The sequence below is a fragment of the Xanthomonas sp. NCPPB 1638 genome (assembly GCF_041475635.2).
Classification (GTDB): domain Bacteria; phylum Pseudomonadota; class Gammaproteobacteria; order Xanthomonadales; family Xanthomonadaceae; genus Xanthomonas; species Xanthomonas cucurbitae.
Genome location: NZ_CM192984.1, coordinates 878,236 through 894,225 on the forward strand (window position 1 = coordinate 878,236; position 15,990 = coordinate 894,225).

Annotated in this window: 20 protein-coding genes; all 20 read left to right on the forward strand. The window is 61.9% G+C overall.

Going from position 1 to position 15,990, the window contains the following annotated elements; all coding sequences use genetic code 11:
* The first annotated feature begins 72 nt into the window (after positions 1 to 72).
* Positions 73 to 4,290 (forward strand): DNA-directed RNA polymerase subunit beta', encoded by a 4,218-nt coding sequence (gene rpoC, locus ACCQ13_RS03740; RefSeq protein WP_104605373.1) that lies wholly within the window; start codon positions 73 to 75, stop codon positions 4,288 to 4,290.
* A 220-nt stretch (positions 4,291 to 4,510) separates the two neighbouring features.
* Positions 4,511 to 4,885, forward strand: coding sequence for a 30S ribosomal protein S12 (gene rpsL, locus ACCQ13_RS03745; protein WP_003469157.1), 375 nt, complete (start codon positions 4,511 to 4,513; stop codon positions 4,883 to 4,885).
* A gap of 12 nt (positions 4,886 to 4,897) precedes the next feature.
* Positions 4,898 to 5,365 carry a 30S ribosomal protein S7 gene (gene rpsG / locus ACCQ13_RS03750; RefSeq protein ID WP_005993356.1) on the forward strand — a complete coding sequence of 156 codons (468 nt, stop codon included), beginning with the start codon at positions 4,898 to 4,900 and terminating at the stop codon, positions 5,363 to 5,365.
* A gap of 136 nt (positions 5,366 to 5,501) precedes the next feature.
* Complete coding sequence (gene fusA / locus ACCQ13_RS03755; protein WP_104605375.1) at positions 5,502 to 7,619, forward strand: elongation factor G; 2,118 nt, start codon at positions 5,502 to 5,504, stop codon at positions 7,617 to 7,619.
* A gap of 46 nt (positions 7,620 to 7,665) precedes the next feature.
* On the forward strand, positions 7,666 to 8,856 hold the full coding sequence (gene tuf, locus ACCQ13_RS03760; RefSeq protein WP_159406666.1) for an elongation factor Tu: 1,191 nt from the start codon (positions 7,666 to 7,668) through the stop codon (positions 8,854 to 8,856).
* A gap of 451 nt (positions 8,857 to 9,307) precedes the next feature.
* Positions 9,308 to 9,619, forward strand: a complete 312-nt coding sequence (gene rpsJ, locus ACCQ13_RS03765; protein WP_003486723.1) for a 30S ribosomal protein S10 — start codon at positions 9,308 to 9,310, stop codon at positions 9,617 to 9,619.
* Between the two features lie 11 nt (positions 9,620 to 9,630).
* Entirely contained in the window at positions 9,631 to 10,281 is a 651-nt protein-coding gene (rplC, locus tag ACCQ13_RS03770) for a 50S ribosomal protein L3 (protein ID WP_005993363.1), read from the forward strand.
* A gap of 12 nt (positions 10,282 to 10,293) precedes the next feature.
* Positions 10,294 to 10,899, forward strand: a complete 606-nt coding sequence (gene rplD, locus ACCQ13_RS03775; protein ID WP_010371054.1) for a 50S ribosomal protein L4 — start codon at positions 10,294 to 10,296, stop codon at positions 10,897 to 10,899.
* The gene (gene rplW, locus ACCQ13_RS03780; protein ID WP_002811694.1) at positions 10,896 to 11,195 is read left to right on the forward strand and encodes a 50S ribosomal protein L23; all 300 of its coding nucleotides are present in this window, start codon (positions 10,896 to 10,898) and stop codon (positions 11,193 to 11,195) included. Before rplD ends, rplW begins: the two co-directional genes overlap by 4 nt.
* 10 nt (positions 11,196 to 11,205) lie before the next feature.
* A complete protein-coding gene (gene rplB, locus ACCQ13_RS03785; RefSeq protein ID WP_003486715.1) occupies positions 11,206 to 12,033 on the forward strand; it encodes a 50S ribosomal protein L2 in 828 nt (275 codons plus the stop codon).
* Between the two features lie 6 nt (positions 12,034 to 12,039).
* A complete protein-coding gene (gene rpsS, locus ACCQ13_RS03790) occupies positions 12,040 to 12,309 on the forward strand; it encodes a 30S ribosomal protein S19 (protein ID WP_104604116.1) in 270 nt (89 codons plus the stop codon).
* Between the two features lie 12 nt (positions 12,310 to 12,321).
* Positions 12,322 to 12,657: a 50S ribosomal protein L22 gene (rplV, locus tag ACCQ13_RS03795; protein WP_003486710.1), complete on the forward strand. Its 336-nt coding sequence runs from the start codon at positions 12,322 to 12,324 to the stop codon at positions 12,655 to 12,657.
* A 17-nt stretch (positions 12,658 to 12,674) separates the two neighbouring features.
* Positions 12,675 to 13,409 (forward strand): 30S ribosomal protein S3, encoded by a 735-nt coding sequence (gene rpsC, locus ACCQ13_RS03800; RefSeq protein WP_104584652.1) that lies wholly within the window; start codon positions 12,675 to 12,677, stop codon positions 13,407 to 13,409.
* A gap of 5 nt (positions 13,410 to 13,414) precedes the next feature.
* Positions 13,415 to 13,828 carry a 50S ribosomal protein L16 gene (gene rplP, locus ACCQ13_RS03805; RefSeq protein ID WP_003486706.1) on the forward strand — a complete coding sequence of 138 codons (414 nt, stop codon included), beginning with the start codon at positions 13,415 to 13,417 and terminating at the stop codon, positions 13,826 to 13,828.
* A complete protein-coding gene (rpmC, locus tag ACCQ13_RS03810) occupies positions 13,828 to 14,013 on the forward strand; it encodes a 50S ribosomal protein L29 (protein WP_104604115.1) in 186 nt (61 codons plus the stop codon). Before rplP ends, rpmC begins: the two co-directional genes overlap by 1 nt.
* A gap of 11 nt (positions 14,014 to 14,024) precedes the next feature.
* On the forward strand, positions 14,025 to 14,294 hold the full coding sequence (rpsQ, locus tag ACCQ13_RS03815) for a 30S ribosomal protein S17 (protein WP_003486701.1): 270 nt from the start codon (positions 14,025 to 14,027) through the stop codon (positions 14,292 to 14,294).
* A gap of 14 nt (positions 14,295 to 14,308) precedes the next feature.
* On the forward strand, positions 14,309 to 14,677 hold the full coding sequence (rplN, locus tag ACCQ13_RS03820) for a 50S ribosomal protein L14 (protein WP_003486699.1): 369 nt from the start codon (positions 14,309 to 14,311) through the stop codon (positions 14,675 to 14,677).
* 15 nt (positions 14,678 to 14,692) lie between these two features.
* Complete coding sequence (gene rplX, locus ACCQ13_RS03825; RefSeq protein ID WP_003486696.1) at positions 14,693 to 15,010, forward strand: 50S ribosomal protein L24; 318 nt, start codon at positions 14,693 to 14,695, stop codon at positions 15,008 to 15,010.
* 11 nt (positions 15,011 to 15,021) lie between these two features.
* Positions 15,022 to 15,564 (forward strand): 50S ribosomal protein L5, encoded by a 543-nt coding sequence (gene rplE, locus ACCQ13_RS03830; protein ID WP_010371090.1) that lies wholly within the window; start codon positions 15,022 to 15,024, stop codon positions 15,562 to 15,564.
* Between the two features lie 11 nt (positions 15,565 to 15,575).
* Positions 15,576 to 15,881 carry a 30S ribosomal protein S14 gene (gene rpsN / locus ACCQ13_RS03835; protein ID WP_005917137.1) on the forward strand — a complete coding sequence of 102 codons (306 nt, stop codon included), beginning with the start codon at positions 15,576 to 15,578 and terminating at the stop codon, positions 15,879 to 15,881.
* Positions 15,882 to 15,990 lie beyond the last annotated feature (109 nt).

The following is a 15,990-nucleotide window of genomic DNA, read 5'->3' on the forward strand; positions in this document are numbered from 1 at the left end:
GGGTCCCCAGTCCCGAGATAACACGCTTCCCGCCCATCTCAGATACGAATTCCTCCGACCCGGAGATATCAAATGAAAGACCTGCTCAACCTCTTCAATCAGCAGCGCCAGACGCTGGATTTCGACGCGATCAAGATCGCGCTGGCCTCGCCGGACCTGATCCGTTCGTGGTCCTACGGCGAAGTGAAGAAGCCCGAAACCATCAACTACCGGACCTTCAAGCCCGAGCGTGACGGCCTGTTCTGCGCCGCCATCTTCGGACCGATCAAGGACTACGAGTGCCTGTGCGGCAAGTACAAGCGCATGAAGCACCGTGGCGTGGTCTGCGAAAAGTGCGGCACCGAAGTCACCCTGGCCAAGGTACGTCGTGAGCGCATGGGCCACATCGACCTGGCCTCGCCGGTCGCGCACATCTGGTTCCTCAAGTCGCTGCCCTCGCGCATCGGCCTGATGCTGGACATGACCCTGCGTGACATCGAGCGCGTGCTGTACTTCGAAGCCTACGTCGTCACCGAGCCGGGCCTGACCCCGCTGGAGCGCCGCCAGCTGCTGACCGAAGAGCAGTACCTGACCGCACGCCAGGAGTACAACGACGATTTCGACGCCGCCATGGGCGCCGAGGCCGTGTACGAGCTGCTGCGCACGATCGACCTGCAGTCGGAAATGACCCGCCTGCGCGAGGAAATCGCCAGCACCGGTTCGGAAACCAAGCTCAAGCGCCTCACCAAGCGCATCAAGCTGATCGAAGCCTTCCTGGAATCGGGCAACCGCCCGGAGTGGATGGTCATGACCGTGCTGCCGGTGCTGCCGCCGGACCTGCGTCCGCTGGTGCCGCTGGATGGTGGCCGTTTCGCGACCTCGGATCTGAACGATCTGTACCGTCGCGTCATCAACCGCAACAACCGTCTGCGTCGCCTGCTGGAGCTCAATGCGCCGGACATCATCGTGCGCAACGAAAAGCGCATGCTGCAGGAATCGGTCGATGCGCTGCTGGACAACGGCCGCCGCGGCCGTGCCATCACCGGCACCAACAAGCGTCCGCTGAAGTCGCTGGCCGACATGATCAAGGGCAAGCAGGGCCGGTTCCGCCAGAACCTGCTCGGCAAGCGCGTGGACTACTCCGGCCGTTCGGTCATCACCGTCGGTCCGTACCTCAAGCTGCACCAGTGCGGCCTGCCGAAGAAGATGGCGCTGGAGCTGTTCAAGCCGTTCGTGTTCGCCAAGCTGCAGCGTCGTGGCCTGGCCACCACCATCAAGGCGGCCAAGAAGCTGGTCGAGCGCGAAGAGGCCGAGGTGTGGGACATCCTCGAAGAAGTCATCCGCGAACACCCGGTGCTGCTGAACCGTGCGCCGACCCTGCATCGCCTGGGCATCCAGGCGTTCGAGCCGGTGCTGATCGAAGGCAAGGCCATCCAGCTGCATCCGCTGGTGTGTACCGCCTTCAACGCCGACTTCGACGGTGACCAGATGGCCGTCCACGTGCCGCTCTCGCTGGAAGCCCAGCTGGAAGCGCGTGCGCTGATGATGTCCACCAACAACATCCTGTCGCCGGCCAACGGCGAGCCGATCATCGTGCCCTCGCAGGACGTGGTGTTGGGCCTGTACTACATGAGCCGCGCCCTGGAGAACAAGAAGGGCGAGGGCATGGTGTTCGCCAACACCAGCGAAGTGAAGCGCGCATACGACAATCGCGTGGTGGAACTGCACGCCAAGGTCAAGGTCCGCATCACCCAGGTGGACATCGACGCTGTCGACGGCAAGCGCACCAGCGGCACCTCGATCGTGGACACCACGGTCGGTCGTGCGCTGCTGAGCGAGATCCTGCCCGAAGGCCTGCCGTTCCAGCTGGCCAACACCGAGATGACCAAGAAGAACATCTCGCGCCTCATCAACTCCAGCTACCGCCTGCTGGGCTTGAAGGACACCGTCGTGTTCGCCGACAAGCTGATGTACACCGGCTACGCCTACGCCACCCGCGCCGGCGTGTCGATCGGCATCGACGACATGCTGATCCCGGACGAGAAGAAGGGCATCCTCACCGAGGCCGAAGCCGAAGTGCTGGAAATCCAGGAGCAGTACCAGTCCGGTCTGGTCACCGCCGGCGAGCGCTACAACAAGGTCGTGGACATCTGGTCGCGGACCAGCGAGCGCATCGCCAAGGCGATGATGGACACCATCGGTACCGAAAAGGTCGAGAACGCCAAGGGCCAGACCATCGACCAGAAGTCGATGAACTCGCTGTACATCATGGCTGATTCCGGCGCGCGTGGTAGCCAGGCGCAGATCCGCCAGCTGGCCGGTATGCGCGGCCTGATGGCGCGTCCGGACGGCTCGATCATCGAGACGCCCATCAAGGCCAACTTCCGCGAAGGCCTGAACGTGCAGGAGTACTTCAACTCCACCCACGGCGCGCGTAAGGGTCTGGCCGACACCGCGCTCAAGACCGCCAACTCGGGTTACCTGACCCGTCGTCTGGTCGACGTGGCGCAGGACGTGGTGATTACCGAAGTCGATTGCGGCACCACCGAAGGGTTGATCATGACCCCGATCGTGGAAGGCGGCGACGTGGTCGAGCCGCTGCGCGAGCGCGTGCTGGGCCGTGTCGTGGCCGAAGACGTCTACCTGCCGGGCAACGACGAAGAGCCGATCGTCACCCGCAACACGCTGCTGGACGAAGCCTGGGTCGCCAAGCTCGAAGACGCCAGCGTGCAGTCGGTGAAGGTACGTTCGACCATCAGCTGCGAATCCTCGTTCGGCGTGTGCGCACGCTGCTACGGTCGCGATCTTGCACGCGGTCACCAGGTCAACATCGGTGAAGCGGTCGGCGTCATCGCGGCCCAGTCCATCGGCGAGCCGGGCACCCAGCTGACCATGCGTACGTTCCACATCGGTGGTGCGGCCTCGCGTGCGGCGGCAGTGGACAACATCACGGTCAAGACGACCGGTTCGGTGAAGTTCAACAACCTGAAGTCGGTCGAGCATGCCAACGGCTCGCTGGTAGCGGTGTCGCGCTCGGGCGAGTTGTCGGTGCTCGACGGCCACGGCCGCGAGCGTGAGCGCTACAAGCTGCCCTACGGTGCCACCATCACCGCCAAGGACGGTGATGCGGTCAAGGCCGGCCAGGGCGTGGCCAACTGGGATCCGCATAACCACCCGATCGTGTCGGAAGTGGCCGGTTTCATCCGCTTCATCGACTTCGTCGACGGCGTCACCGTCATCGAGAAAACCGACGAACTGACCGGTCTGGCCTCGCGTGAAATCACCGACCCGAAGCGTCGCGGTGCACAGGCCAAGGAACTGCGGCCGATCGTGCGCATCGTCGACGGCAAGGGCAACGACCTGACCATCCCGAACACCGATCTGCCGGCGCAGTACTTGCTGCCGCCGCGCTCCATCGTCAACCTGCAGGACGGCGCCGCCGTCGGCGTGGGCGACGTGGTGGCGAAGATCCCGCAGGAAGCGTCCAAGACCCGCGACATCACCGGTGGTCTGCCGCGCGTCGCCGACCTGTTCGAAGCACGCAAGCCGAAGGATCCGGCGATCCTGGCCGAGCGTTCGGGCATCATCAGCTTCGGCAAGGACACCAAGGGCAAGCAGCGCCTCATCATCAAGGACACCGATGGTTCGGAACACGAAGAGCTGATCCCCAAGTATCGCCAGATCATCGTGTTCGAAGGCGAGCATGTGACCAAGGGCGAGACCGTGGTGGACGGCGAGCCGAGCCCGCAGGACATCCTGCGTCTGCTGGGTGTCGAGCCGCTGGCGGCGTATCTGGTCAAGGAAATCCAGGACGTGTACCGCCTGCAGGGCGTGAAGATCAACGACAAGCACATTGAGGTGATTACCCGCCAGATGTTGCGCAAGGTCGAGATCGTCGATCAGGGCAACAGCAAGTTCCTCAACGGCGAGCAGGTCGAGCGCCAGCGCGTCATCGAGGAAAATGCACGCCTGACCACGCGTTCTGAGCTGCCGGCCAAGTACGACCCGGTGCTGTTGGGCATCACCAAGGCCTCGCTGGCCACCGAGTCGTTCATTTCGGCGGCCTCGTTCCAGGAAACCACCCGCGTGTTGACCGAGGCGGCCGTTCGCGGCACCCGCGACAACCTGCGCGGCCTGAAGGAGAACGTCATCGTGGGTCGTCTGATCCCGGCCGGTACCGGTCTGGCGTATCACGCCGGCCGTCGCAAGGCCTCGGGTCTGACCGACTCGGAAATGGAAACGCTGTCGGGCAAGCCGGCGGTGGTCGAGCCGGTCGCCACCGTGGCCGACGCTGGCGCGGACGAAGAGTAAGCGCTCCGGCGGTGGTCGCAAGGCCGCCGCAAGCCAGGCGAAAGGGAGGGCAGGAGGCCCTCCGTTTTCCGGTCCGGGAGGGACCAACAGGGTTAGATTTCCGTGAAGTTGACGGAGTTTTGTCCTGCCAGCTATACTTCTCTGTCTTGGTGGGCCGACTCGCGGCCTGCCTTCGTGTTCATGCAAGGCCGTTTCGGCCTCCAATCAGAAGAATCGACTGATGGCAACGATCAATCAGCTGGTCCGCAAGCCCCGGCAAGCGACCACCTACAAGAGTGCCTCTCCGGCACTGGACAAGTGTCCGCAGCGCCGTGGCGTCTGCACACGCGTCTACACCACCACCCCGAAGAAGCCGAACTCGGCCCTGCGTAAGGTCGCCAAAGTGCGCCTGACGAACCAGGAGGAGGTCATCAGCTACATCGGTGGTGAAGGCCACAACCTGCAGGAGCACTCCGTGGTCCTGATTCGCGGTGGCCGCGTCAAGGATCTTCCCGGTGTGCGTTATCACACCGTCCGTGGTTCGCTGGACGCCGCCGGCGTCGCAAAGCGCCGTCAAGGTCGTTCCAAGTACGGCGCCAAGCGCCCGAAGAGCTAAGGAAATACTCCAATGTCCCGTAAAGGTTCTACTCCGCAGCGCACCGTCCTGCCTGATCCCAAGCATGGCAGCGAAACCATTGCCCGCTTCATCAATATGGTGATGCAAAGTGGCAAGAAGTCGGTTGCTGAGAAAATTGTCTATGGCGCGATGGACGTCATTGGCGAAAAGAATCCGAATGCCGTCGAGCTGGTGCAGAAAGCACTGGACAACGTGGCCCCGGCTGTCGAAGTCAAATCGCGTCGCGTCGGTGGTGCTACCTATCAGGTGCCCGTCGAAGTGCGCTCCTCCCGTCGCATGGCGCTGGCAATGCGCTGGTTGATCGATTCCGCGCGCAAGCGTGGCGAGAACACCATGCCGCGCAAGCTGGCTGCCGAACTGTTGGACGCCTCGGAAAGCCGTGGCGGCGCGATCAAGAAGCGCGAAGAGACGCACCGTATGGCGGAAGCGAACAAGGCGTTCGCACACTACCGCTGGTGACCTCGGGGGCCTTGGTAACGGGGCCCTTCAGCACCACCGAGTGCTGTTTGCGACGCAGTTAGCGTCGCATTCAATCCGAAGGCCGCCGAAAGGCGGCGTTCGGCCATCCGAAATCCAAGAAATTGAGAGGCTCCCCGTGGCCCGTACCACCCCTATCGAGCGTTACCGCAATTTCGGCATCATGGCGCACATCGATGCCGGCAAGACCACCACTTCCGAGCGCATCCTGTTCTACACCGGTGTCAGTCACAAGATCGGCGAAGTCCATGACGGCGCTGCAGTGATGGACTGGATGGAGCAGGAGCAGGAGCGTGGTATCACCATCACCTCCGCAGCGACCACCGCGTTCTGGACCGGCATGGACAAGTCCATGCCGCAGCACCGCTTCAACATCATCGACACCCCCGGGCACGTCGACTTCACCATCGAAGTGGAGCGCTCCTTGCGCGTGCTCGACGGTGCGGTGTTCGTGCTGTGTGCCGTCGGTGGCGTGCAGCCGCAGTCCGAGACCGTGTGGCGCCAGGCCAACAAGTACTCCGTGCCGCGCATGGCCTTCGTCAACAAGATGGACCGTACCGGTGCCAACTTTAACAAGGTCGTTGAGCAGCTGAAGGCCCGTCTGGGCGCCTACGCCGTGCCGATGCAGGTGCCGATCGGTGCCGAAGACGGCTTCGAGGGCGTGGTCGATCTGTTGAAGATGAAGGCCATTCACTGGGACTCCGCTTCGCAGGGCACCACCTTCGAATACCGCGACATCCCGGCCGACCTGGTCGAGATCGCGACCGAGGCACGTTCGTTCATGGTCGAAGCGGCTGCAGAAGCCAGCGAAGACCTGATGGACAAGTACCTCAACGAGGGCGACCTGAGCGAGGAAGAAGTCCTTGCGGGCTTGCGCGAGCGCACCCTGAAGGTCGAGATCGTACCGGTGTTCTGTGGCTCGGCGTTCAAGAACAAGGGCGTGCAGGCCATGCTCGACGGCGTGGTGCACCTGTTGCCGTCGCCGGCCGACCGTCCGCCGGTGCAGGGTATCGACGACGACGAGAAGGAAGACAGCCGTCCTGCGACCGACACCGCGCCGTTCTCGGCGCTGGCGTTCAAGATCATGACCGACCCGTTCGTGGGTTCGCTGACGTTCTTCCGTGTCTATTCGGGCACGCTGAACTCCGGCGACCAGGTCTATAACCCGGTCAAGTCGAAGAAAGAGCGCGTGGGCCGCATCCTGCAGATGCATTCCAACAATCGCGAAGAGATCAAGGAAGTGCGCGCGGGTGACATCGCCGCTGCCGTGGGTCTGAAGGACGTCACCACCGGTGACACGCTGTGCGCGCAGGACAAGATCATCACCCTGGAACGCATGGTGTTCCCGGAGCCGGTGATCTCGATGGCGGTGGAGCCGAAGACCAAGTCGGACCAGGAAAAGATGGGTACGGCGCTGGGTCGTCTGGCGCAGGAAGACCCCTCGTTCCGCGTCAAGACCGACGAAGAATCCGGCCAGACCATTATCTCCGGCATGGGCGAGTTGCACCTGGACATCATCGTCGACCGCATGCGTCGCGAGTTCAATGTCGAGGCCAACGTCGGTAAGCCGCAGGTGGCCTATCGCGAAACGATCCGCAAGACCGACGTCAAGTCCGACTACAAGCACGCCAAGCAGTCCGGTGGTAAGGGTCAGTACGGTCACGTGGTGATCGAGCTGTCGCCGATGACCGAGGAAGATCGCAAGAGCGATAACGTCAAGGACGATTTCCTCTTCATCAACGACATCACCGGCGGCATCATCCCGAAGGAATTCATTCCGTCGGTCGAAAAGGGTCTGCGCGAAACGATCACCAGTGGTCCGATCGCCGGCTTCCCGGTGGTGGGCGTGAAGGTCAAGCTGGTGTTCGGCTCGTACCACGACGTCGACTCCTCGGAAATGGCGTTCAAGCTGGCCGCGTCGATGGCGTTCAAGCAGGGCTTTGCGAAAGCCAGCCCGGTGTTGCTGGAGCCGATCATGAAGGTCGAAATCGTCAGCCCGGAGGATTACCTGGGCGACGTGATGGGCGACGTGAGCCGTCGTCGTGGCGTGCTGCAGGGTCAAGACGACAGCCCGTCGGGCAAGATCATCAACGCGATGATCCCGCTGGGCGAGATGTTCGGCTACGCGACCTCGCTGCGCTCGATGAGCCAGGGCCGTGCCACGTTCTCGATGGAGTTCGACCACTACGAAGAGGCGCCGGCCAATATCGCCGACGCTGTCACCAAGAAGGGCTGAGTTCGCTCAGCCGCTTCAAAAATTTTTCAATTAGAGGTAGCAAGTCATGGCAAAAGTAAAATTTGCGCGTACCAAGCCACATGTGAACGTCGGCACCATCGGTCACGTTGACCATGGCAAGACCACGTTGACCGCCGCGCTGACCAAGATCGGTGCAGAGCGTTTCGGTGGTGAGTTCAAGGCGTACGACGCGATCGACGCAGCGCCGGAAGAAAAGGCGCGTGGCATCACGATCTCGACCGCGCACGTCGAGTACGAATCCGAAAAGCGTCACTACGCACACGTCGATTGCCCCGGCCACGCCGACTACGTCAAGAACATGATTACCGGTGCAGCGCAGATGGACGGCGCGATCCTGGTGTGTTCGGCCGCCGACGGCCCGATGCCGCAGACCCGCGAGCACATCCTGCTCTCGCGTCAGGTCGGTGTGCCGCACATCGTCGTGTTCCTGAACAAGGCCGACATGGTCGACGATGCCGAGCTGCTGGAGCTGGTCGAAATGGAAGTGCGCGAGCTGCTGAGCAAGTACGACTTCCCGGGCGATGACACTCCGATCATCCACGGTTCGGCGCGTCTGGCGCTGGACGGCGATCAGAGCGAAATCGGCGTGCCGGCGATCCTGAAGCTGGTCGACGCGCTCGACACCTTCATCCCGGAGCCGACCCGTGACGTCGATCGTCCGTTCCTGATGCCGGTGGAAGACGTGTTCTCGATCTCCGGCCGCGGCACCGTGGTGACCGGTCGTATCGAGCGCGGCATCATCAAGGTGGGCGACGAAATCGAAATCGTCGGTATCCGCGACACCCAGAAGACTACCGTCACTGGCGTGGAAATGTTCCGCAAGTTGCTGGACCAGGGCCAGGCAGGCGACAACGCCGGTCTGCTGCTGCGCGGCACCAAGCGTGACGACGTCGAGCGTGGTCAGGTGCTGTGCAAGCCGGGTTCGATCAAGCCGCACACCGAGTTCGAAGCCGAAGTCTACGTGCTGTCCAAGGACGAGGGTGGCCGTCATACCCCGTTCTTCAAGGGCTACCGTCCGCAGTTCTACTTCCGCACCACCGATATCACTGGCGCCTGCCAGCTGCCGGAAGGCGTGGAAATGGTGATGCCGGGCGACAACGTGAAGATGGTCGTGACCCTGATCAACCCGGTCGCGATGGACGAAGGTCTGCGTTTCGCCATCCGCGAAGGCGGCCGCACCGTCGGCGCCGGCGTGGTTGCCAAGATCGTCAAGTAAGACGTGCCTGCAGTCCGGGAACTTCGGTTGCCGGCGCAGCGGAAAGGGTCGGCGTAAGCCGGCCCTTTTTTGTGGGTTGAACGGGTGTCGCTGGATTTTGATCGAAGCGCGCTTGCGCGAGTGAAAACACCTCGCTATAATGCGCGGCTCGGTGTCCCTGGGTAGGGCGCAGAGTTACAGCGAAAAGAACGGCAGGATGCCGCTCGTGTTCGCCAGACCGGGAAGGTCGCGTTGCATGGGGCACTCAACAACTCACGCGTTGTTGACCGTGCTTTAGTTGCGCATTATACTTTTCCGTCTGGGCAGGCCGGTTTACCGGGCTGCCTCAGTTTTTGGGCGGAGGAAATGCCCTCGCTGACAGGATTGCGGCGATTTCATCAACGTCAGGAATATCGGGGCAGGTATCCCAGAGGCCTTGCCCGTCGCTCTTTTAACGAAGGAAGCTTCCGTCATGTCGGAACAAAAGATCCGGATTCGGTTGAAGGCGTTCGATCATCGTTTGATCGACCGTTCGGCCAGCGAGATCGTCGAAACGGCCAAGCGGACCGGCGCGCAAGTGCGTGGCCCGATCCCGCTGCCGACCAAGATCGAACGTTACACCATCCTCGTATCCCCGCATGCCGACAAGGATGCGCGTGACCAATACGAAACCCGCACGCACAAGCGTGTGCTCGATATCGTCGACCCCAACGACAAGACCGTGGACGCGCTGATGAAGCTCGAACTCGCGGCTGGCGTCGATGTACAGATCAAGTTGACCTGAGGACTACGACCATGACGAAGAAATATTCGTTGGGCTTCGTGGGCCGCAAGGCTGGCATGAGCCGCGTCTTCACTGAAGATGGCCGCTCGGTGCCGGTTACGCTGATCGAAGCAACTCCGAACCGCATCGCGCAGATCAAGACCGTCGAAACCGACGGCTACAGCGCCGTGCAGATTACCGTTGGCGCCCGTCGTGCCGCGCTGGTCAACAAGCCGGCTGCAGGCCACTTCGCCAAGGCGAAGGTGGAAGCGGGTCGCGGCCTGTGGGAATTCCGCGTTGAAGATGCCCAGCTCGGCGATTTCGCCGTCGGTGGCGAAATCAAGGCGGACATCTTCGAGGTCGGCCAGAAGGTCGACGTCCAGGGCGTCACCAAGGGTAAGGGTTTCCAGGGCACCATCAAGCGCTACAACTTCCGTATGGGCGACGCAACCCACGGTAACTCGCTGTCGCATCGCGCGCCGGGTTCGCTGGGTCAGCGCCAGACGCCGGGTCGCGTTTTCCCGGGTAAGAAGATGTCGGGCCACATGGGCGCCGTGCAGCAAAGCACGCAGAACCTGGAAGTGGTCAAGGTCGACGTCGAGCGTGGTCTGATTGCTATCCGCGGCGCCGTGCCTGGCGCAGCTGGTGGCGACGTGATCGTCCGTCCGGCGAGCAAGGCATAAGGAGAGATGACGATGGAACTCGTTATCACGGGTAGCAATAACAAGGTCTCGGTCTCCGATGCCGTGTTCGGTCGCGAATTCAGCGAGGATCTGGTTCACCAGGTCGTCGTCGCTTATCGCAACGCCGGTCGCGCCGGTACCAAGGCACAGAAGACGCGTTCGGAAGTTGCGGGCACGACCAAGAAGTCGAAGAAGCAGAAGGGCGGCGGTGCGCGTCATGGCGCGCTGACGGCTCCGATCTTCGTCGGCGGTGGTGTGACCTTCGCGGCCAAGCCGCGCAGCTTCGAGCAGAAGGTCAACCGCAAGATGTACCGCGCGGCCATCTGCGCGATCTTCTCCGAGTTGAACCGTCAGGGTCGTCTGATGATCGTCGATGCGTTCGATCTCGAAGCGACCAAGACCAAGGGTCTGATCGAGAAGCTGAAGGGGCTGGATGTGGGCAAGCGCCCGCTGATCGTCACCGAAGAAGCCTCTGAGCACCTGTATCTGTCCGCTCGCAATCTGCCGTATGTGCAGGTGCGTGACGTGCAGGGTCTGGATCCGGTCGCTCTGGTCGGGGCCGATACGGTCGTGATCACCGCCGATGCGGTCAAGAAGGTCGAGGAGTGGCTGGCATGAGCAGCAACGAAAAAATCTTCAGCGTGCTGCGTGCTCCGCGAGTCTCCGAAAAGACCGCGCGCCTGCAGGAAATCTCCAACCAGTATGTCTTCGAAGTTTCGAACGAAGCCACCAAGGCCGATGTAAAGGCCGCGGTCGAGCAGCTGTTCGACGTCAAGGTCAAGGCCGTCAACGTGGTCAACGTCAAGGGCAAGAGTAAGTCCTTCCGTAACCGTGCTGGCAGCCGTGGCAATTGGCGCAAGGCGTACGTCCGCCTGGTCGATGGTCAGTCCATCGACGTAACGGCCAAGGCCTGAGGTCCATCCCATGCCATTGATGAAGTTCAAACCCACCTCTCCCGGCCGTCGTTCCGCCGTGCGCGTGGTTACTCCCGATCTGCACAAGGGCGCACCGCATGCGGCGCTGCTCGACTCGCAGAGCAAGTCCGGTGGTCGTAACCACCATGGCCGCATCACCGTGCGTCACGTCGGTGGTGGCCACAAGCAGCACTACCGCATCATCGACTTCAAGCGCAACAAGGAAGGCATTCCGGCGCGTGTGGAGCGGATCGAATACGATCCGAACCGTACCGCCCATATCGCCCTGCTGTGCTACGTCGACGGCGAGCGCCGCTACATCATCGCCCCCAAGGGCCTGAAGGCAGGCGACCAGGTCATTGCCGGTGCCAATGCACCGATCAAGACCGGCAACACGCTGCCGCTGCGCAACATCCCGGTCGGTACGACGGTTCACGGTATCGAGCTGAAGCCGGGTAAGGGCGCTCAGATCGCACGTGCTGCCGGTGCAGCCGTCCAGCTGGTCGCTCGCGAAGGCATCTACGCCACGCTGCGCCTGCGCTCGGGCGAAATGCGCAAGGTGCCGGTCGAGTGCCGCGCCACCATCGGCGAAGTCGGCAACGACGAGCACAACCTCGAGAAGCTGGGCAAGGCCGGCGCCAAGCGTTGGCGCGGTGTTCGCCCGACCGTTCGCGGTGCGGCCATGAACCCGGTCGATCACCCGCACGGTGGTGGTGAGGCCAAGGCTGGCCAGGGTAATCCCCATCCGGTCACCCCGTGGGGTGTTCCGACCAAGGGTTACAAGACGCGCAAGAACAAGCGCACCCAGCAGTTCATCGTCCGCGATCGTAGGGGCTAATCGACCATGGCACGTTCACTCAAGAAGGGCCCGTTCGTCGATCACCACCTTGCCAAGAAGGTGGAGTCTGCTACGGGTAGCAAGAAGCCGATCAAGACCTGGTCGCGCCGTTCGATGATCCTGCCGCAAATGGTAGGCATCACCATCGCCGTGCATAACGGCAAGAACCACATTCCGGTGCTCGTCAACGAGAATATGGTCGGCCACAAGCTCGGCGAATTTGCCGTCACCCGGACCTTCAAGGGTCACGGTGGCGACAAGAAGTCGAGCAGGTAAGGAGAGATGACGATGGAAGCGAAAGCAATCCTGCGCACCGCGCGCATCTCCCCGCAGAAGGCCCGCCTGGTCGCCGACCAGGTGCGTGGTTTGTCCGCCGAACGTGCGGTCAATCTGCTGAAGTTCTCGGATAAAAAGGCTGCGCACCTGATCAAAAAGGTTGTGGAGTCGGCGATTGCCAATGCCGAGAACAATCAGGGCGCGGATGTCGACGAGCTGAAGGTCAAGACCATCATGGTTGATGAGGGTCCCTCCCTGAAGCGTTTCATGGCGCGGGCGAAAGGCCGCGGTACCCGCATCCTCAAGCGCACCAGCCACATCACTGTGGTTGTGGGCGCCGCCAAGTAAGCGGAAAGGAAAAGACCATGGGTCATAAAGTTCATCCGACTGGAATTCGCCTGGGCATCGCCAAGGACTGGAATTCCAAGTGGTACGCAAACAAGGCCGAGTTCGCCGGTTACCTGGCTGCCGACCTGAAAGTGCGTGAAATGCTGCGCAAGAAACTCGCGCAGGCAGGCATCAGCAAGATCTTGATCGAGCGCCCTGCCAAAACCGCCCGCGTGACCATTCACACCGCCCGTCCGGGCGTGGTGATCGGCAAGCGTGGCGAGGACATCGAGAAGCTGCGTAAGGAAGTGAGCGAGCTGATGGGCGTTCCGGCGCACATCAACGTCACCGAAGTGCGCAAGCCCGAGCTGGACGCGCAGCTGGTTGCCGAGTCGATCGCGCAGCAGCTTGAGCGTCGCATCATGTTCCGCCGCGCAATGAAGCGCTCGGTTGGTAACGCGATGCGCGTGGGCGCGCTGGGCATCAAGGTCAACGTCGGTGGCCGCCTCAACGGTGCAGAAATCGCCCGTTCGGAGTGGTACCGCGAAGGCCGCGTGCCGCTGCACACGCTCCGTGCCGACATTGATTACGGTTTTGCCGAGGCGTCCACGACCTACGGCATCATCGGCATCAAGGTCTGGATCTATAAGGGCGAGGTCTTCGACTTCTCCCAGGTTGGCCAGGAAAAGCAGGACGACAGCCCGCGCAACGATCGTAATGATCGCGGCGACCGTGGTGACCGCCCGTCGCGCCCGGCTCGTGAAGCGAGGTAACGGCAATGTTGCAACCCAAGCGAACCAAATATCGCAAGATGCACAAGGGCCGTAACGACGGCCTGGCATGGAGCGGAAACGCCGTCAGCTTCGGCGAATACGGCCTCAAGGCCACGGCGCACGGTCAGCTGACCGCGCGCCAGATTGAAGCAGCACGCCGCACGATCAGCCGCCACGTCAAGAAGGGCGGCAAGATGTGGATCCGTGTGTTCCCCGACAAGCCGATCACCAAGAAGCCGATCGAAGTCCGCATGGGCTCCGGTAAGGGCAATGTGGAGTACTGGGTCGCGCAGATTCAGCCGGGCCGCATGATCTATGAAATCGAGGGGATCCCCGAAGAGACCGCACGCGAGGCGTTCCGCCTTGCCGCTGCCAAGCTCTCGGTGACCACCACTTTCGTGACCCGGACGGTGCGCTGATGGATATCAAACAACTCCGCGAAAAGTCGGCTGACGAACTGAAGGCCCACCTGATCGATCTGCGTAAGGAGCAGTTCTCGCTCCGTATGCAGCAGGTCACCGGCCAGCTGCCGAAGACCCACGAAACCCGCCGGGTGCGCCGCGAGATTGCTCGCGTCAAGCACCTGCTCGGCAGCACCCAGTAAGGACGGCCGCGATGAGCGACAACAACGAAAAGCAAACGCTGCGCACGGTCGAAGGCCGTGTCGTCAGCAATAAGATGGACAAGACGGTCACCGTGTTGGTGGAGCGCCAGGTCAAGCATGCGCTGTACGGCAAGTACATCAAGCGCTCGACCAAGCTGCACGCGCACGACGCCGACAACGCCTGCAATGAAGGCGATGTCGTGCGGGTGACCGAGATTGCTCCGATGTCCAAGACCAAGAACTGGCGGGTGGTCGAAATCGTCACCCGTTCGGCCGAATAAGGGAGATCTGAATCATGATCCAGATGCAGAGCTACCTCGATGTCGCCGACAATTCCGGTGCCAAGGAAGTGATGTGCATCAAGGTGCTGGGCGGCTCCAAGCGCCGTTACGCACATATTGGCGACATCATCAAGGTGACCGTCAAGGACGCCATCCCGCGTGGCAAGGTCAAGAAGGGCGAAGTCTACGACGCCGTCGTGGTGCGTACCCGCAAGGGTGTGCGCCGTCCCGACGGTTCGCTGATCCGCTTCGATGGCAATGCCGCTGTGCTGTTGAACAACAAGCAGGAGCCGATCGGGACCCGCATCTTCGGGCCGGTGACGCGCGAGCTGCGTTCCGAGAAGTTCATGAAGATCGTCTCGCTCGCTCCCGAAGTGCTGTGAGCGGAGGACATACACATGGCTAACCGTATCAAGAAGGGCGACCAGGTCGTCATCAACACCGGCAAGGACAAAGGTAAGCAGGGTGAAGTGGTGCGTGTGGACGGCGATCGCGTGATCGTCTCCAACGCCAACGTCATCAAGCGCCACACCAAGCCGAACCCGCAGGCGGGTGTCGCCGGCGGCGTGGTCGAGCGTGAAGCGTCGATCCATATCTCCAACGTCAATATCGTCAACCCGGCAACGGGCAAGGGCGAGCGCGTTGGCTTCAAGGTGCTGGAGGATGGACGCAAATTGCGTGTGTTCCGCTCCAGCGGTGAGGCGCTCGACGCCTGAGGAATGAGATCATGAATACGCGTCTCGAAAAGTTTTACAAGGAAAACGTGGTGCCGGCCCTGATGAAGGAATTCGGCTACACCAATCCGATGGAAGTGCCGAAGCTGGTCAAGGTCACGCTCAACATGGGCGTGGGCGAGGCCGCTACCAACAAGAAGATTCTGGAAAATGCGGTCGCCGACATGTCCAAGATCTCTGGCCAGAAGCCGGTGGTCACCAAGTCGCGCGTTTCGGTCGCATCGTTCAAGATTCGCGACGGTTGGCCGATCGGCTGCAAGACCACCTTGCGTCGCGCCAAGATGTACGAATTCCTGGATCGCTTGATCAACATCTCGCTGCCGCGCGTGCGCGACTTCCGTGGTGTTTCCGGTCGTTCCTTCGACGGTCGTGGCAACTTCAACATGGGTGTGAAGGAGCAGATTATCTTCCCGGAAATCGACTTCGACGCCGTCGACGCGATCCGCGGTATGGATATCGCCATCACCACCACCGCCAAGACGGATGCGGAAGCGAAGGCGCTGCTGGCAGCGTTCAAGTTTCCGTTCCGTAATTAAGGGTTAGAGACATGGCTAAGACCTCCATGATCCACCGCGACATCAAGCGTGCAAAGCTGGCGAAGAAATTCGCCGGCAAGCGTGATGCGCTGAAGAAGATCCTCTCCAGCCAGGATGCGTCCTACGAAGAGAAGATCGATGCATCGACCAAGTTGCAGAAGCTGCCGCGCGATTCGTCGCCGAGCCGCCACCGCAACCGTTGCGAGCTGTCCGGTCGTCCGCGCGGTGTCTACCGCAAGTTCGGCCTGGGTCGCAACATGCTCCGCAAGGCCACGATGAACGGCGACGTTCCCGGCCTGCGCAAGGCAAGCTGGTAACAGCACTCCGGCCGCTCGCGGCTGGTCCGGGCAGGTTTGTCCTGTCCAACAGGGGAGTCCGGCGTAAGTCGGGCTCTTTTGTCGTATACTTCCGCTTCTGTCTTGCCCG